Raw genomic sequence first — 16773 nt, forward strand, 5'->3', positions numbered from 1 at the left:
GTAAGGACAGTCCATGAAGCGCGTCTTGCGGGTTCTCGCGGTTCTACTGATGTTGATCGGCCTCGGCGCCGGTTGGTACGTGTACAGCAAGCAGCCCACCCGCCAGGGCACGGTCACGCTGGCCAACCTGCAAGGCTCGGTCACGGCGCGCTATGACGACCGTGGTGTGCCGCATATCCGCGCCGAAAACGAGGCCGACCTGTATCGCGCCCTGGGCTATGTGCATGCGCAGGACCGGTTGTTCCAGATGGAAATCATGCGGCGCCTGTCCCGTGGCGAACTGGCCGAGGTGCTGGGGCCCAAGCTGCTCGAGACCGACAAACTGTTTCGCAGTCTGCGCATTCGTGAGCGCGCCTTGAGCTATGTGGAACACATGGACCACGAGTCCGCCGCGTGGAAGGCCCTGCAAGCCTACCTGGACGGCATCAACCAGTATCAGGACAGCCACGCCAGCCCCATGGAGTTCGACGTACTGGGCATCCCCAAGCGCCGGTTCACCGCCGAAGACACCATCAGCGTCGCCGGTTACCTGGCCTACAGCTTTGCCGCAGCGTTTCGTACCGAGCCTCTGCTGACTTACGTGCGCGACGAGCTGGGCAGCAATTACCTGAACGTCTTCGACCTCGGCTGGCAACCCAAGGGCGCGCTCAACCTTGCCGCCAGCGACTGGCAGACCCTGGGCGCCATCGCCGCCCTGAGCGACCAGGCACTGGCCGATAACGGCTTGCCGCAGTTCGAAGGCAGTAACGCCTGGGCCGTCAGCGGCAGCCGCACCAAAAGCGGCAAGCCGCTGCTGGCGGGTGACCCCCATATCCGGTTCTCGGTGCCATCGGTGTGGTACGAGGCGCACTTGTCGGCGCCGGGCTTTGAGCTGTATGGCTATCACAACGCACTGGTGCCGGTGGCGTTCCTGGGGCACAACCTGGATTTCGGTTGGAGCCTGACCATGTTCCAGAACGATGACCTCGACCTGATCGCCGAGAAGGTCAACCCGGCCAACCCCAATCAAGTCTGGTACCACGAGCAGTGGGTCGACATGACCAGCAGCGAGCAGCAGATCGCCGTGAAGGGCCAGGCACCGGTCACCCTCACCCTGCGCCAGTCGCCCCACGGGCCGATCATCAATGACGTGCTCGGTGAGAGCGCCGGCAAGACGCCGATCGCCATGTGGTGGGCGTTCCTCGACACCCAAAACCCGATCCTCGACGGGTTCTACCAGCTCAACCGCGCCGATACCCTGGCCAAAGCGCGAGCCGCGGCGGCCAAGGTCTCCGCGCCGGGGCTGAATATCGTGTGGGCCAACGCCAAGGGCGACATCGGCTGGTGGGCGGCGGCACAGTTGCCGATCCGCCCGGCAGGCGCCGCGGCCGGGTTTATCCTCGACGGCAGCACCGCCCAGGCCGACAAGCTGGGCTTCTACCCCTTCAGCGCCAACCCCCAGGAAGAAAACCCGGCACGCGGGTATGTGGTGTCGGCCAACGCCCAGCCGGTATCGCCCACTGGCATGGAGATCCCCGGCTATTACAACCTGGCCGACCGGGGCCAGCAGTTGAACGCGCAGTTGAGCGACAAAAGCGTGAAGTGGGATGTGGATAACAGCCAGGCCTTGCAACTGGGCACCACCACCGCGTTCGGCCCGCGCCTGCTGGCACCGCTGTTGCCGGTACTGCGTGAGGTGGTCAAGGACCCGGCGCAATTGAAACAGGTGGAGCAATTGGCCACGTGGAAAGGCGACTACCCACTCGACTCCACCAGCGCCACGCTGTTCAACCAGTTCCTGTTCAACCTGGCGGATGCAGCTTTCCACCCGAAGCTGGGCGATGCCATGTTCAAGACCCTGCTCAGCACCCGCGTGATCGACGCCGCCCTGCCACGCCTGGCGGCCGACCCTGCTTCGCCCTGGTGGGACGGCAAACGCGCCGACACCGTCAAACTTGCCTGGGACAACAGCCTGGCGCACCTCAAGGCCGCCTTCGGCGACGACCCGGCCCAATGGCAATGGGGCAAGGCCCACACCCTCACCCACGGCCATCCGCTCGGTTCGCAAAAACCCTTGGACCTGATCGTCAACGTCGGCCCCTTCCCGGCGCCCGGCAGCCACGAAGTGCCGAACAATCAGTCGGCCCCTATCGGCCCGGCGCCTTGGCCGGTGACCTACGGGCCGTCGACCCGCCGTCTGATCGACTTCGCCGACGTGGCCCATGCCCTGACCATCAACCCCGTCGGCCAAAGCGGGGTACCGTTTGACCGCCACTACAGCGACCAGGCGCAAACCTACATCGAAGGTGGGTACGAACAGGCGCACTTCACCGACGAGGAAGTCACGGCGAATACCCGCGGCACGTTAAAGCTGATGCCTGCCCGATAGCTCGGCCCGGCAGGTGCCGGGCGTAGCCGAGTCGAAGTGCAAGCAAATGTGGGAGGGGCCTGCCCCGATAGCAGGGAGTCAGTCACTGCAGCATCGACTGATCCACCGCCATCGAGGGCAAGCCCCCTCCCACCTTTTGCGCCTGTTACGGCCGTTAGACCGGCGCCGGAGCCCGACGCTTGTCCGGCTGTTGCCAGCCATCTGCGGCGGCTTCTTCAATCGCCTGCTGAATGGCCTTCTTGCGGTGTTCCTCGGCACGACGGCTGAAGAACCACACCAGGAAGGTCACCAGCGACACCGCCAACAGGATCAGGCTCGCCACGGCGTTGATCTCGGGCTTGACCCCAAGGCGCACGGCCGAGAACACTTCCATCGGCAAGGTAGTCGAGCCCGGGCCCGACACGAAGCTGGCCAGTACCAGGTCATCCAGGGACAGCGCGAACGACATCATGCCGCCCGCCGCCAGGGACGGCGCGATCATCGGGATGGTGATCAGGAAGAACACCTTCCACGGCCGCGCCCCCAGGTCCATCGCCGCTTCTTCGATCGACAGGTCCAGCTCACGCAAGCGCGCCGACACCACCACCGCTACGTACGCGGCACAGAAGGTGGTATGGGCGATCCAGATGGTGACAATGCCACGCTCCTGGGGCCAGCCGATCATCTGCGCCATGGCCACGAACAGCAGTAATAGCGACAGACCGGTGATCACTTCCGGCATGACCAAAGGCGCCGTCACCAGGCCGCCGAACAGCGTGCGACCCTTGAACTGGCTGATGCGCGTAAGCACGAACGCCGCCAAGGTGCCCAGTGCCACCGCCGCCACCGCCGTATAGCAGGCGATCTCAAGCGAACGCGCCACCGAGCCCATCAGTTGGGTGTTGTCCAACAGGCCCACGTACCACTTGATCGACCAACCGCCCCACACCGTCACCAGCTTGGATTCGTTGAACGAATAGATCACCAGAATCAGCATCGGCAGGTAGATGAACAACAACCCCGCCACCAGCATGAAGCTTGAGAAACTGACGCGCTTCATATCTTGCCCTCCATTTCTTTGGCTTGGCTGCGGTTAAACAGAATGATGGGCACGATCAAAATCGCCAGCATCACTACCGCCAGGGCAGACGCCACCGGCCAGTCACGGTTGTTGAAGAACTCTTGCCACAATACTTTACCGATCATCAGGGTTTCCGGGCCGCCGAGCAGTTCCGGAATCACGAACTCGCCCACCACCGGGATAAATACCAGCATGCAGCCGGCGATGATGCCGTTCTTGGACAGCGGCACGGTGATCTTCCAGAAGCTGTTGAAGGTGCTCGAACCCAGGTCAGAGGCCGCTTCCAGCAGGCTCTGGTCATGCTTCACCAGGTTGGCGTACAGCGGCAGGATCATGAACGGCAGGTACGAATAAACCACGCCGATATACACCGCGATGTTGGTGTTGAGGATCTGCACCGGCTCGTTGATCAGCCCCATGGACATCAGGAAACCATTGAGCAGGCCGTTGTTGCTGAGGATGCCCATCCAGGCGTACACACGGATCAGGATCGCGGTCCAGGTCGGCATCATGATCAGCAGCACCAGCACGGTCTGCATCTCTTTGCGCGCGGTGGCAATGGCGTAGGCCATCGGGTAGCCGATCAGCAGGCACAGCAGCGTGCTGAAGAACGCCATTTTCAGCGAACCCAGGTAGGCGGCGATGTACAGCTCGTCACCGGCGAGCAAACCGTAGTTGGCCAGGTTCAGCACGACCTGCAGCTTTTGCTCAACGTAGGTGTAGATCTCGGTATACGGCGGGATCGCCACGTCGGCTTCGGCAAAGCTGATTTTCAGTACGATGAAAAACGGCAGGGCAAAGAATAGGAACAGCCACAGGAACGGTATCCCGATGACCACCTGCTTGCCGCTGGGGACGATGCGGTGCAAGCGCCGCTTGAGCTTTTTCATGTTCATGAGCGAAGTACCACGCCGCTGTCGTCTTCCCACCAGACGTACACCTGATCACCCCAGGTCGGCCGCTGGCCGCGGCGCTCGGCGTTGGCGACGAAGGACTGCACCAGCTTGCCGCTTGGCAGTTCCACGTAGAACACCGAGTGGCCGCCCAGGTAGGCGATGTCGTGCACCTTGCCACTGGACCAGTTGTGTTCGCAGGTCGGCATTTCGGTGGTCACCAGCAGCTTTTCCGGACGAATCGCATAGGTCACCGACTTGTCTTCCACCGAAGTGGGGATGCCGTAGCCTACGTAGATATCGCGGTCCAGGTCCGGGCACTTGAGCACCGCGTGGCCTTCGGCATCGTCCACCACTTGGGTGTCGAAGATGTTGACGTTGCCGATGAACTCGCACACCAGGCGGCTGGTAGGCGTTTCGTAGATGTCGATCGGGCTGCCGATCTGGGCGATCCAGCCCAAGTGCATGATCGCAATGCGCTCGGCCATGGTCATGGCCTCTTCCTGGTCGTGGGTCACCATCACGCAGGTCACGCCCACGCGCTCGATGATCTCCACCAACTCAAGCTGCATCTGCGAGCGCAGCTTTTTGTCGAGGGCGCCCATGGGCTCATCGAGCAGCAGCAGTTTCGGGCGCTTGGCCAGGGAACGCGCCAGGGCCACACGCTGGCGCTGGCCGCCGGACAACTGGTGCGGCTTGCGCTTGGCGTATTGGCTCATCTGCACCAGCTTGAGCATCTCGGCCACACGAGCGTCGACCTCAGCCTTGGGGATCTTGTCCTGCTGCAGGCCGAAGGCGATGTTCTGCGCGACGGTCATGTGCGGAAACAAGGCGTAGGACTGGAACATCATGTTGATCGGCCGCTCGTAGGGCGGCATGTCGGTGATGTCCACACCGTCGAGGTAGATGCGACCTTCGGTGGGGCGTTCGAAGCCTGCGAGCATGCGCAGCAACGTGGATTTGCCCGAACCCGAACCGCCGAGCAAGGCGAAGATCTCGCCTTTCTTGATTTCCAGGGACACATCGTCCACGGCAATCGTCTCGTCGAACTTCTTTGTGACCCGGTCGATTTTGACCAGCACCTTTTTCGGTGTCTGGTCGCCCTCGAGGGCTTTCTTATAGGCGCCGGAGGCAACTGCCATTTACGAAACTCCCAAAAAAAATGGTGCAGTTCGCCCGAGGCGGACGAACCCAGGATAATTTGAGCCTTACTTGCCCGTCTTGATCTTGGTCCAGCTACGGGTCATTAAACGTTGCACTTTCGGGGGTAGCTCGAAGTTGACGAATGTCCGCTCGAGAACCGCCTGCGGTGGGTAAACCGCTTCGTCGGTGCGTATCGATTGCTCCATCAGTTTGTCCGCCCCTGGGTTAGGGTTGGCATAACCGACGTAATCACTGACCTGGGCGATGACCTCAGGTTGCAGCAAATAGTTGATGTAGGCATGGGCCTCTTTGACGTTGGTGGCATCCTTGGGGATCGCCAGCACGTCAAACCACAGGTTGCCGCCTTCTTTCGGAATCGCGTAGGCGATGTTCACGCCCTTGCCCGCCTCTTTGGCGCGGGCCTTGGCCTGGAACACATCACCCGAGAAACCGGCCGCCACACAGATGTTGCCGTTGGCCAGGTCCGAGATGTATTTGGAGGAATGAAAGTAGGTCACGTAGGGCCGCACTTTAAGCAGCTTTTCTTCGGCCTTCTTGTAGTCTTCAGGGTTGGTGCTGTTGGGGTTCAAACCCATGTAGTTGAGCACCGCTGGCAGCATTTCATCAGCCGAGTCCATGAACGACACGCCACAGGTGGCCAGCTTTTTCATGTTTTCCGGCTCGAACAGCACCGCCCAGGAGTCGATCTTGTCGACGCCCAGCACTTGCTTCACTTTGTCGACGTTATAACCGATGCCATTGGTACCCCACAGGTACGGCACGGCGTACTGATTACCCGGATCGTTTTTCTCCAGGCGCTTGAGCAACGCCGGGTCAAGATTCACGTAGTTCGTCAGCAACGACTTGTCGAGCTTCTGGAACGCCCCGGCCTTGATCTGTTTGCCGAGGAAGTGGTTGGACGGCACCACCACGTCATAACCGGTACGCCCGGCCAACAACTTGCCTTCCAGGGTTTCGTTGGAATCAAACACGTCATACACGGGCTTGATGCCGGTGGCCTTTTCGAAGTTGGCCAGGGTGTCGTTACCGATGTAGTCCGACCAGTTATAAATATGCACCGTCGGTGCAGCCTGCACGCTGACAGCCAGCGTGATACCTGCGCCCACCAGCATGGCTTGACGAAATAAAGAAATTGGCAAGTGGAGGTCCTCTTAAATAGTTGGGCCTTGAAGTGGCTGCCCGGCAACAAAACCGGCGCGCAACTTACCCTCGATAAACCGATCCGGCAAAACTTTCTGTCATTTAATGTGTGGGAGGGGGAGATTTCCCCCTCCCACCGGTTTTACGGCTTACTTGCCGGACTTGATCTTGGTCCAGCTGCGCGTCATTTCACGCTGGGTGGCAGCAGGCAAATCAGCAATGGCGTAGAGCTTGGCTTGCACATCCGCTGGCGGGTAGATACCTGGATCGCTGGTGATGTCTTTATCAACCAGTGCCGTGGCTTTCTCGTTACCGTTCGGGAAACGCACGCTGTTTGTGATCGAGGCCATGACTTCCGGCTTGAGCAGGTAGTTCATGAACTTATAAGCAGCGTCGACGTTTTCGGCATCTTTAGGGACAGCGACCATGTCGAAGAAGCTACCGGCGCCTTCTTTCGGAATGTCGTAGGCCACTTTGACCTTGCCGCCGGCTTCAGCCGCGCGGGACTTGGCCTGCTGGATATCACCCGAGTAACCCACGGCCACGCAGATGTTGCCGTTGGCCAGGTCCGAGATGTACTTGGAGGAGTGGAAGTAGCCGATAGAAGGACGGATCTTGAGGAACAGATCTTCGGCTTGCTTGAGGTCGGCTTTTTTCTGGCTGTCGGTTGGCAGGCCCAGGTAATGCAGCGCGATCGGCAGCATTTCGGTCGGCGAATCGAGGAAGCTCACGCCGCAGCTTTTAAGCTTGGCGATGTTTTCTGGCTTGAGCAGCACGTCCCACGAATCGATCTTGTCCACGCCCAGCGCGGCCTTGACCTTGTCCGGGTTGTAGCCGATGCCGATCGAGCCCCACATGTACGGGAACGCGTGCTTGTTGTCCGGGTCGCTGACCGATACGGCTTTAAGCAGGGATTTGTTCAGGTTGCCGTAATTGGACAACTTGGACTTGTCCAACTCCTGGTAGACACCGGCCTTGATCTGCTTGGCGAGGAAGTTGTTCGACGGTACGACGATGTCGTAACCGGACTTGCCTGCCAGCAACTTGGCTTCGAGGGTCTCGTTGCTGTCGAACACGTCGTACACCACTTTAATGCCCGACTCTTTTTCAAAGTTGGCGATGGTGTCCGGTGCAATGTAGTCGGACCAGTTGTAGACGTGCAGCACTTTATCGTCTGCCTGGGCCGCGCCCGCGATTGCGCCCATCAGGGACAAGGCGAGGAGGGTCTTGCCAGCGTTCTTCAAACCTAATGCCTTCATTTGGTGATGCTCCAATTTTTTCTTTTTTGGGCCACGTTTTTTTATGTTCAGCGGCCCTTCGAGAGGGCAACAAAACAGGGCGACAGTCTGGCAAGTTCAGGGGCCGGCTTTCAACCAAAGCCCCTACATTTATAACTGCCCAGTGTGCTTGGCACTGAGCCTAGCACTTAGCCCTGCAATGCTTCCAAAGTCAGGTCCAGGCACTTGCGCGCCTTGGTCACCAGTTCGTCGATTTCAGCCTTGCTGATCACCAGCGGCGGCGAAATGATCATGGTGTCGCCCACGGCGCGCATGATCAGGCCGTTGTTGAAACAGAAGTTGCGGCAAATCATGCCCACGCCTTTGCCTTCATAACGCTTGCGGGTGGCCTTGTCTTGCACCAGCTCGATCGCACCGAGCATGCCCACACCACGAACTTCGCCCACCAACGGGTGATCAGCCAGCTCCCTCAGACGCTTTTGCAAATACGGTGCCGTTTCGTCGTGAACGCGGTTAACGATTTTCTCTTCGCGCAGGATGCGGATGTTTTCCAGGGCAACCGCCGCAGCCACCGGGTGGCCGGAGTAAGTGAAACCGTGGTTGAAATCGCCACCTTCGTTGAGCACTGCCACAACGTCATCGCGCACAATCAGGCCGCCCATCGGGATATAGCCCGAGGTCAGGCCCTTGGCGATGGTCATCATGTGCGGCTTGAGGTCGTAGAAATCGCTGCCGAACCATTCGCCGGTACGGCCGAAACCGCAGATCACTTCGTCGGCGATAAACAGGATGTCGTACTTGGCGAGAATTTCCTTGATGCGCGGCCAGTACGTGGCAGGCGGCACGATCACGCCGCCGGCACCCTGGATCGGCTCGGCAATAAAGGCGCCGACGGTGTCCACGCCCAGCTCGAGGATTTTCTCTTCCAATTGATTGGCGGCCCAGACCCCGAACTCATCGGGGCTCATGTCGCCGCCTTCGCCGAACCAGTACGGCTGGGCAATGTGGGTGATGCCAGGAATCGGCAAGTCGCCCTGCTCGTGCATATAAGTCATGCCGCCCAGGCTGGCGCCGGCCACGGTCGAGCCGTGGTAGCCATTCTTGCGGCTGATGATGGTTTTCTTGTTCGGCTGGCCTTTGATCGCCCAGTAATGGCGGACCATGCGCAACATGGTGTCGTTGCCTTCGGAGCCGGAACCGGTGAAGAACACGTGGTTCATGCCGGCCGGCGCGATGTCGGAAATGGCCTTGGCCAGTTCCAGCACCGGCGGGTGGGCGGTCTGGAAGAACAGGTTGTAGTACGGCAGTTCTTTCATTTGCTTGGCGGCGGCGTCGGCCAGTTCATCGCGACCGTAACCGATCGCCACGCACCACAGGCCGGCCATGCCGTCGAGGATTTTGTTGCCTTCGCTGTCCCACAAGTACACGCCGTGGGCTTTGGTGATGATCCGCGGGCCTTTCTCTTTCAATTGCTTGAAGTCGCTGAACGGCGCCAGGTGGTGATCACTGCTCAAGGCTTGCCATTCGCGGGTTTGCGGGTTGTTGCTGGACATACCAATCTCCTAGACTTTTCAGTGAAGGGCGCTCGGGTTGCCCCGGGCGCCCGGCGCATCAGACGGCGAAGAGCAGGAATTCCCGCTCCCACGAACTGATCACGCGCTTGAAGTTTTCATGCTCGGCCCGCTTGACCGCGACGTAGCCTGTGATGAATTTCTGACCCAGGTATTTCTCGATGGTCTTGCTGTTTTCCATGCGCTCCAGGGCGTCTTCGATGGTCAACGGCAGGCGCAGGTTGCGGCGCTCGTAACCACGACCCACCACGGGTGCGCTCGGGTTGTGGCCTTCGACCATGCCGATGTAGCCGCACAACAAGCTGGCGGCAATCGCCAGGTACGGGTTGGCATCGGCGCCCGGCAGGCGGTTTTCCACGCGACGGTTCTGTGGGCCGGCATCCGGCACGCGCAGGCCGACGGTACGGTTTTCTTCGCCCCACTCCACGTTCACCGGTGCCGAGGTGTCGGGCAGGAAGCGACGGAACGAGTTCACGTTGGGGGCAAACAGCGGCAGCAGTTCGGGAATGAATTTCTGCAGACCGCCAATGTGGTTGAGAAACAGCTGGCTCATGGTCCCGTCTTCATTGGAGAAGACGTTCTTGCCGGTGGCGATGTCGATGATGCTCTGGTGCAGGTGCATCGCGCTGCCGGGCTCGCCGGTCATCGGCTTGGCCATAAAGGTGGCCGCCACGTTGTGCTTGAGCGCGGCTTCACGCATGGTGCGCTTGAACACCAGGATCTGGTCGGCCAGGGACAGTGCATCGCCGTGACGGAAGTTGATTTCCATCTGCGCGGTGCCGTCTTCGTGGATCAGGGTGTCGAGGTCCAGTTCTTGCAGTTCGCACCAGTCGTAGACGTCTTCGAACAGCGGGTCGAATTCGTTGGCCGCTTCTATAGAGAAGGACTGGCGACCCGTCTCCGGACGCCCGGAACGGCCGATCGGCGGTTGCAGCGGGAAGTCCGGATCTTCGCAGCGCTTGGTCAGGTAGAACTCCATCTCCGGCGCCACGATGGGCTGCCAGCCGCGGTCGGCGTAGAGCTTGAGGACTTTCTTGAGCACGTTGCGCGGCGACAACTCGATGGGGTTGCCTTGCTTGTCGTAGGTATCGTGGATCACTTGGGCGGTCGGCTCGATGGCCCAAGGCACCAGGAACACGGCGTTCTGGTCGGGACGGCAGATCATGTCGATGTCGGCCGGGTCGAGCAATTCGTAATAGATATCGTCTTCGACGTAGTCGCCGGTCACGGTCTGCAACAGAACGCTCTCGGGCAGACGCATGCCTTTTTCGGCGATGAACTTGTTGGTCGGCGAAATCTTGCCCCGGGTGATGCCGGTCAGGTCGCCAATCATGCATTCGACTTCTGTGATCTTGTGGTCTTTCAACCAATCGGTGAGCTGGTCGAGGTTGTTACTCATAAATGCCTCTGGGCTGGGTTTCCTGGCATCCGTTAAAGGCCAGGCGTTGGTTGACGCAGCATCCGCGTCGTTTTTTCGTTCAGGGTAGGAGCTTACCTGCCATTTGCTGCAACGTTGCATTCCTCAGGCCAAAGTTGTGCAGAATCATGATCGCCCGCGCAGAGAGAGGCCGATCGGGGGCAGGTGAGGAGGCAAAGAAGAGGTTTGACTGGCCGTCAAGAATATTGGCCGGAGCATAGGCATTCACGCGGGGCGAACGGACTGCGGGCAACGCCTGGCACAAGCAGGCAGAGACGCCGAGTGGCGGCAGGTGAAACATGAAACACCCCGGTATTATTGCTGTTATGGGTTTGAATCGAGCTTAGCCTTGTTCATTTTTTTACACAACACCCCCGTAAAAAATACAACACGGCCCGCTCAAGCCCGCGAGTCCCAAGCCGGTCAAACCCGTAAAACCGCCCCAAAACCCCGCAAAAAAGCCACCGGAGCGCTTTTTTAGGGCAAAAAAGGCCTCGCTTGACTTCGGCATGCCGTTCGGGTTGACTGAAACCAGAAAAGATCAATGATTGATATTTTTAACAACAAAGGTGTTGCATCATGTCGGTACCCCCGCGTGCCGTTCAGCTTAACGAAGCGAACGCGTTCCTTAAGGATCATCCTGAGGTTCTGTACGTAGACCTTCTAATTGCGGATATGAATGGTGTGGTGCGCGGCAAGCGCATCGAACGCACCAGCCTCCACAAGGTTTACGAGAAGGGCATTAACCTGCCTGCCTCTTTATTTGCCCTGGATATCAACGGCTCAACGGTGGAAAGCACCGGCCTGGGTCTGGACATCGGTGATGCTGACCGAATCTGTTATCCAATCCCCGACACCCTGTGCAATGAGCCCTGGCAAAAGCGCCCTACCGCGCAATTGCTGATGACCATGCACGAACTTGAAGGTGAACCTTTCTTCGCCGATCCGCGCGAAGTCCTGCGCCAAGTCGTCAGCAAATTCGACGATCTGGGTCTGACCATCTGTGCCGCCTTCGAGCTTGAGTTCTACCTGATCGACCAGGAGAACGTGAACGGCCGGCCACAACCACCCCGCTCGCCGATCTCCGGCAAACGCCCGCACTCGACACAGGTCTACCTGATCGATGACCTCGACGAATACGTCGACTGCCTCCAGGACATTCTGGAAGGGGCCAAAGAGCAAGGTATCCCGGCTGACGCCATCGTCAAGGAAAGTGCCCCGGCGCAGTTCGAAGTGAACCTGCACCACGTGGCCGACCCGATCAAGGCCTGCGACTACGCGGTACTGCTCAAGCGCCTGATCAAGAACATCGCCTACGACCATGAGATGGACACCACCTTCATGGCCAAGCCTTACCCAGGCCAGGCAGGCAACGGGCTGCACGTACACATTTCGATCCTGGACAAAGACGGCAAGAACATCTTCGCCAGTGAGGATCCCGAGCAGAACGCCGCATTGCGTCATGCGATCGGCGGTGTGCTGGAGACCCTACCCGCCCAGATGGCGTTCCTTTGCCCCAACGTCAACTCCTACCGTCGTTTCGGCGCACAGTTCTACGTGCCGAATTCGCCGTGCTGGGGCCTGGACAACCGCACCGTGGCGATTCGCGTACCAACCGGCGCGTCCGATGCCGTACGTATCGAACACCGTGTGGCCGGTGCAGACGCCAACCCTTACCTGCTGATGGCTTCGGTCCTGGCAGGCGTGCACCACGGTCTGACCAACAAGATCGAACCGGGCGCACCCGTGGAAGGCAACAGCTACGAGCAAAACGAGCAGAGCCTGCCGAACAACCTGCGTGATGCGCTGCGCGAGTTGGACGACAGCGAGGTCATGGCCAAGTACATCGATCCTAAATACATCGATATCTTCGTCGCCTGTAAGGAAAGTGAGCTGGAAGAGTTCGAACACTCCATCTCCGACCTTGAATACAACTGGTACCTGCATACCGTGTAAGCGGTTGCTGTATTAAATGTTGTGGTGAGCAGGCTTGTCCTGCGCCGGGCTGCTAAGCAGCCCTAAACACCAACGCCGAGTTCTTTCAGAAGAACTCGGCGTTTTTTATTGGGGCCGCTTCGCAGCCCGGCGCGGGACAAGCCCGCGCACCACGGCAAGCCGGCTCTACGCATAAGCACACTCACCACAGCCTCCTCCCAGGTATGGATCATCCTCAAGCTCTGCGTACAATGCGCTCTGCCTTGTAGGAGACTTCCATGACCACCCGCCCCGCCGCTGCCCCTCGCAAACCCCGCGCCCGCAGCCAGGCCCGGATTGATGCGATTCTTGACGCAGCCCGCACCTTGCTGGCCGCCGAAGGCGTGGCCGGGTTGTCGATCTACAGCGTGGCCGAACGCGCGCAGATTCCGCCGTCGTCGGTGTATCACTTTTTCGCCAGTGTGCCGGCGCTGTTGGAGGCCTTGACGGCCGATGTTCACGCGGCGTTTCGCGCAGCCATTCAGGCGCCGATCGATCACGACTCACTCAAACACTGGCGCGACCTGTCCTGCGTGATCGAGCAGCGCATGCTCAGCGTGTACAGCCAGGACGCCGCCGCCCGCCAGTTGATCCTGACGCAGCACGGCCTCACCGAAGTGACTCAGGCAGATCGACAACATGATCTGGAGCTGGGGGATTTGATGCTGGAGGTCTTCAACCGACACTTCGAGGTGCCGGCTTTACCCCATGACGTGGACGTGTTCGCCCTGGCGCTGGAGCTGAGCGACCGCGTGTACGCGCGCTCGGTGCATCAGCACGGGCAGATCACACCGCGCATGGCGGAAGAAGGCATGCGCGTGTTTGATGCGTATGTGGGGCTGTATTTACCGGCTTACCTGCCCAAGCGCTGACGAGGTCGACCTCATCAAGGGCAAGCCCTCGATAACGGCCTCAAAAACAACGCCCCTTACAACTTGGCAATCGACACCTCGGTGGATTTCACAAAGGCGATCACTTCGCTGCCAATCACCAACTCCAGCTCTTTGACCGAGCGCGTGGTGATCACCGAAGTCACGATGCCCGATGCCGTCTGCACGTCGATTTCCGACAGTACGTCGCCGACCACAATTTCCTTGATGGTGCCTTTGAACTGGTTACGTACGTTGATGGCTTTAATAGTCATGCGATTTCTCCTCGAGTCGAAATAGCGGCAAGCTCGAAGCGTGCCGCTGCTTTATTGCGCCCAACGCAGTTGCGTGGGCAGCGGTGAAACAGGTTCGGGTTCCGGCGGGGTGCCGGGTAACGCCAGCACACGGTTGAGCACTTCGGCTTCCAGCGCGGCCAGGCGGTGGGAGCCACGGGCCCGTGGGCGGGGCAGGTCGACGATCAGGTCCAGGCCGATTTCGCCGTCTTCAATCAGGATGACCCGGTCGGCAATCGATACAGCCTCACTGACGTCGTGGGTCACCAGCAACACGGTGAAACCGTGCGTGCGCCACAGGTTTTCGATCAGTTGCTGCATCTCGATGCGGGTCAGTGCATCCAGCGCGCCGAGCGGCTCATCGAGCAGCAACAGGCGCGGCTGGTGGATCAACGCACGGGCCAGGGCCACGCGTTGCTTCTGGCCACCGGACAACGCTGCCGGCCATTCATGGGCGCGCTCAGCGAGGCCGACCGCCTCCAGGGCTTGCAGTGCTTTAGGGCGCCAGTTGCCTTTAAGGCCCAGGCCCACGTTGTCGATGATCTTTTTCCAGGGCAGCAAACGGGCTTCCTGGAACATCAACCGAGTGTCTTCGATTGCCTCGCAAAGCGGCGCGGAACCGGCCAGCAGCTCGCCATCAGTGGCGTTGTCCAGGCCGGCCAGCAGGCGCAGCAAGGTGCTTTTGCCGCAACCGCTGCGCCCCACCACCGCCACGAACTGGCCCGCCGGAATGTGCAGATCAATCCCTTTGAGCACTTCACGGGCACCGAACGACTTGCGCAGTTTGCGCACCGCCAGGGGGATTCCTTTGAGCAGGCGCGCAGGTTGTTGAGCCGTCATGCCGCACCGCCTTTATTCACTTGATACGCCGGGTGCCAACGCAGCCACTCGCGCTCCAGACCGCGCGCGGCCAGGTCGGCCAATTTGCCGAGGATCGCGTACATCACGATGGCCAGCACCACCACGTCGGTCTGCAGGAATTCACGGGCGTTCATCGCCAGGTAACCGATGCCTGAGCTGGCCGAGATGGTTTCCGCCACGATCAGCGTCAACCACATAAAGCCCAGGGCAAAGCGCACACCCACCAGGATCGACGGCAGCGCCCCCGGCAGGATCACCTGCCAGAACAGGCTGAAGCCGGACAACCCGTAACTGCGCGACATTTCCACCAGCGCCGGGTCGACGTTGCGGATGCCGTGATAGGTGTTGAGGTAAATCGGGAACAACGTGCCGAGGGCCACCAGGAAAATCTTCGCGGTTTCGTCAATGCCGAACCACAGGATTACCAGCGGGATCAGCGCCAGGTGCGGCACGTTGCGGATCATCTGCACCGAGCTGTCCAGCAGGCGCTCGCCCCACGCCGACAAACCGGTGATAAACCCCAGCGCCAGGCCGATGCCGCCGCCGATCACAAATCCCAGGCCCGCGCGCCAGCCACTGATGGCCAGGTGCGTCCAGATTTCACCGCTGGCCACTAGGCGAACCCCGGCGTCAATGACCGCGCTGGGAGCCGGCAGGATGCGCGTCGACAACCAGCCCGCCGACACCGACAATTGCCACACCGCCAGCAACAAAACCGGCAGCACCCAGGGTGCGACACGATGGCTTATTTTTTCGTAGCTCATAACGCCGCCTCAGCTCTGTGACGCGGCTTTGGGCAGGATGTCGTTGGCGACCATTTCGCCGAACGGGCTCACATAGCCGGCGCTCTTGGGCAACTCCGGACGCTCGATATCCAGGTGCGGGAACAGCAGTTCGGCGACGCGATACGACTCTTCCAGGTGCGGATAACCAGAGAAGATAAAGGTGTCGATACCCAGCGCGGCGTACTCCTTGACCCGCGCGGCGACGGTGGGGCCATCGCCCACCAACGCCGTACCGGCACCGCCGCGCACCAGGCCGACGCCGGCCCACAGGTTGGGGCTGACTTCCAGGTTGTCGCGGCTGCCGCCGTGCAACGCTGCCATGCGCTGCTGGCCGACCGAGTCGAAGCGCGCCAGGGAAGCCTGGGCACGGGCGATGGTGTCGTCGTCCAGATGGGAGATCAGCTTGTCGGCCGCCTTCCACGCTTCATCGTTGGTTTCGCGCACGATCACATGCAAGCGAATACCGAAACGCACGGTACGCCCCAGCTTGGCGGCCTTGGCCCGTACCTGTTCGATTTTCTCGGCGACAGCCGCCGGCGGCTCGCCCCAGGTCAGCACCATCTCCACTTGTTCGGCGGCCAGGTCCTGGGCCGCTTCCGAGGAGCCGCCGAAGTACAGCGGCGGACGTGGCTGCTGGATCGGTGGGTAGAGCAATTTGGCGCCTTTGACGCTGATATGTTCGCCGTCGTAATCCACGGTTTCGCCTTCCAGCACGCGGCGCCATATACGGGTGAACTCCACTGACGCCTGGTAGCGCTCTTCATGACTGAGGAACAAGCCGTCGCCGGCCAACTCTTCCGGGTCACCGCCGGTCACCAGGTTGAACAACGCACGACCGCCGGACAGACGATCCAGGGTCGCCGCCTGACGCGCGGCCACCGTCGGCGAGATGATCCCGGGGCGCAGGGCGACGAGAAACTTCAAGCGCTGGGTCACCGGGATCAGCGAGGCGGCCACCAGCCAGGAGTCTTCGCAGGAGCGCCCGGTGGGAATCAACACCCCACCGAAGCCGAGACGGTCGGCGGCCTGGGCCACTTGCTGCAGGTAACCGTGATCGACAGCGCGGGCGCCTTCGGCAGTGCCGAGGTAATGGCCGTCGCCGTGGGTAGGCAGGAACCAGAAAATAGTGAGGCTCATGGA

At 60.5% G+C, this 16773-nt stretch carries 14 protein-coding genes; 3 read left to right on the plus strand and 11 right to left on the minus strand.

Translation table 11 applies throughout. From position 1 onward, the window contains the following. Window positions 1–13: 13 nt before the first annotated feature. Window positions 14–2368, plus strand: a complete 2355-nt coding sequence (locus tag PSH59_RS24725) for a penicillin acylase family protein (RefSeq protein ID WP_305393882.1) — start codon at window positions 14–16, stop codon at window positions 2366–2368. 154 nt (window positions 2369–2522) lie between these two features. Here PSH59_RS24725 and PSH59_RS24730 read toward each other — a convergent pair whose 3' ends face one another. From PSH59_RS24730 to PSH59_RS24760, 7 genes are all read right to left on the minus strand, one after another. Next, complete coding sequence (locus tag PSH59_RS24730) at window positions 2523–3407, minus strand: ABC transporter permease subunit (RefSeq protein WP_003176774.1); 885 nt, start codon at window positions 3405–3407, stop codon at window positions 2523–2525. Then, on the minus strand, window positions 3404–4324 hold the full coding sequence (locus PSH59_RS24735) for an ABC transporter permease subunit (RefSeq protein WP_248081628.1): 921 nt from the start codon (window positions 4322–4324) through the stop codon (window positions 3404–3406). Before PSH59_RS24735 ends, PSH59_RS24730 begins: the two co-directional genes overlap by 4 nt. Continuing rightward, window positions 4321–5463, minus strand: a complete 1143-nt coding sequence (locus PSH59_RS24740) for an ABC transporter ATP-binding protein (RefSeq protein WP_248081630.1) — start codon at window positions 5461–5463, stop codon at window positions 4321–4323. Before PSH59_RS24740 ends, PSH59_RS24735 begins: the two co-directional genes overlap by 4 nt. 66 nt (window positions 5464–5529) lie before the next feature. Next, a complete protein-coding gene (locus PSH59_RS24745; protein ID WP_305393883.1) occupies window positions 5530–6624 on the minus strand; it encodes a polyamine ABC transporter substrate-binding protein in 1095 nt (364 codons plus the stop codon). Window positions 6625–6774: 150 nt separating this feature from the next. Beyond that, window positions 6775–7869: a polyamine ABC transporter substrate-binding protein gene (locus PSH59_RS24750; protein ID WP_282445978.1), complete on the minus strand. Its 1095-nt coding sequence runs from the start codon at window positions 7867–7869 to the stop codon at window positions 6775–6777. A gap of 182 nt (window positions 7870–8051) precedes the next feature. Continuing rightward, the gene (locus PSH59_RS24755; RefSeq protein WP_248081634.1) at window positions 8052–9416 is read right to left on the minus strand and encodes an aspartate aminotransferase family protein; all 1365 of its coding nucleotides are present in this window, start codon (window positions 9414–9416) and stop codon (window positions 8052–8054) included. Window positions 9417–9474: 58 nt separating this feature from the next. Further along, window positions 9475–10833: a glutamine synthetase family protein gene (locus tag PSH59_RS24760; RefSeq protein ID WP_057014226.1), complete on the minus strand. Its 1359-nt coding sequence runs from the start codon at window positions 10831–10833 to the stop codon at window positions 9475–9477. Window positions 10834–11430: 597 nt separating this feature from the next. On the opposite strand from PSH59_RS24760, the gene PSH59_RS24765 reads away from it, so the two are divergent. Beyond that, window positions 11431–12807, plus strand: a complete 1377-nt coding sequence (locus PSH59_RS24765) for a glutamine synthetase family protein (RefSeq protein ID WP_201140833.1) — start codon at window positions 11431–11433, stop codon at window positions 12805–12807. Window positions 12808–13064: 257 nt separating this feature from the next. Continuing rightward, entirely contained in the window at window positions 13065–13697 is a 633-nt protein-coding gene (locus PSH59_RS24770; protein ID WP_248081636.1) for a TetR/AcrR family transcriptional regulator, read from the plus strand. Between the two features lie 56 nt (window positions 13698–13753). Here PSH59_RS24770 and PSH59_RS24775 read toward each other — a convergent pair whose 3' ends face one another. Genes PSH59_RS24775 through ssuD form a run of 4 tightly spaced genes read right to left on the minus strand, consistent with a single transcriptional unit; the run spans window position 13754 to window position 16770 of the window. Beyond that, complete coding sequence (locus tag PSH59_RS24775; protein WP_003176783.1) at window positions 13754–13969, minus strand: molybdopterin-binding protein; 216 nt, start codon at window positions 13967–13969, stop codon at window positions 13754–13756. A 51-nt stretch (window positions 13970–14020) separates the two neighbouring features. Beyond that, window positions 14021–14827: an aliphatic sulfonates ABC transporter ATP-binding protein gene (gene ssuB / locus PSH59_RS24780; RefSeq protein WP_248081638.1), complete on the minus strand. Its 807-nt coding sequence runs from the start codon at window positions 14825–14827 to the stop codon at window positions 14021–14023. After that, window positions 14824–15612 (minus strand): aliphatic sulfonate ABC transporter permease SsuC, encoded by a 789-nt coding sequence (gene ssuC / locus PSH59_RS24785; RefSeq protein ID WP_305393884.1) that lies wholly within the window; start codon window positions 15610–15612, stop codon window positions 14824–14826. Before ssuC ends, ssuB begins: the two co-directional genes overlap by 4 nt. Before the next feature lie 9 nt (window positions 15613–15621). Next, window positions 15622–16770: an FMNH2-dependent alkanesulfonate monooxygenase gene (gene ssuD / locus PSH59_RS24790; protein WP_248081642.1), complete on the minus strand. Its 1149-nt coding sequence runs from the start codon at window positions 16768–16770 to the stop codon at window positions 15622–15624. Window positions 16771–16773: the final 3 nt, after the last annotated feature.

Origin of the sequence: Pseudomonas sp. FP2309 (assembly GCF_030687575.1) — a bacterium.
In the GTDB taxonomy this organism is placed as follows: domain Bacteria; phylum Pseudomonadota; class Gammaproteobacteria; order Pseudomonadales; family Pseudomonadaceae; genus Aquipseudomonas.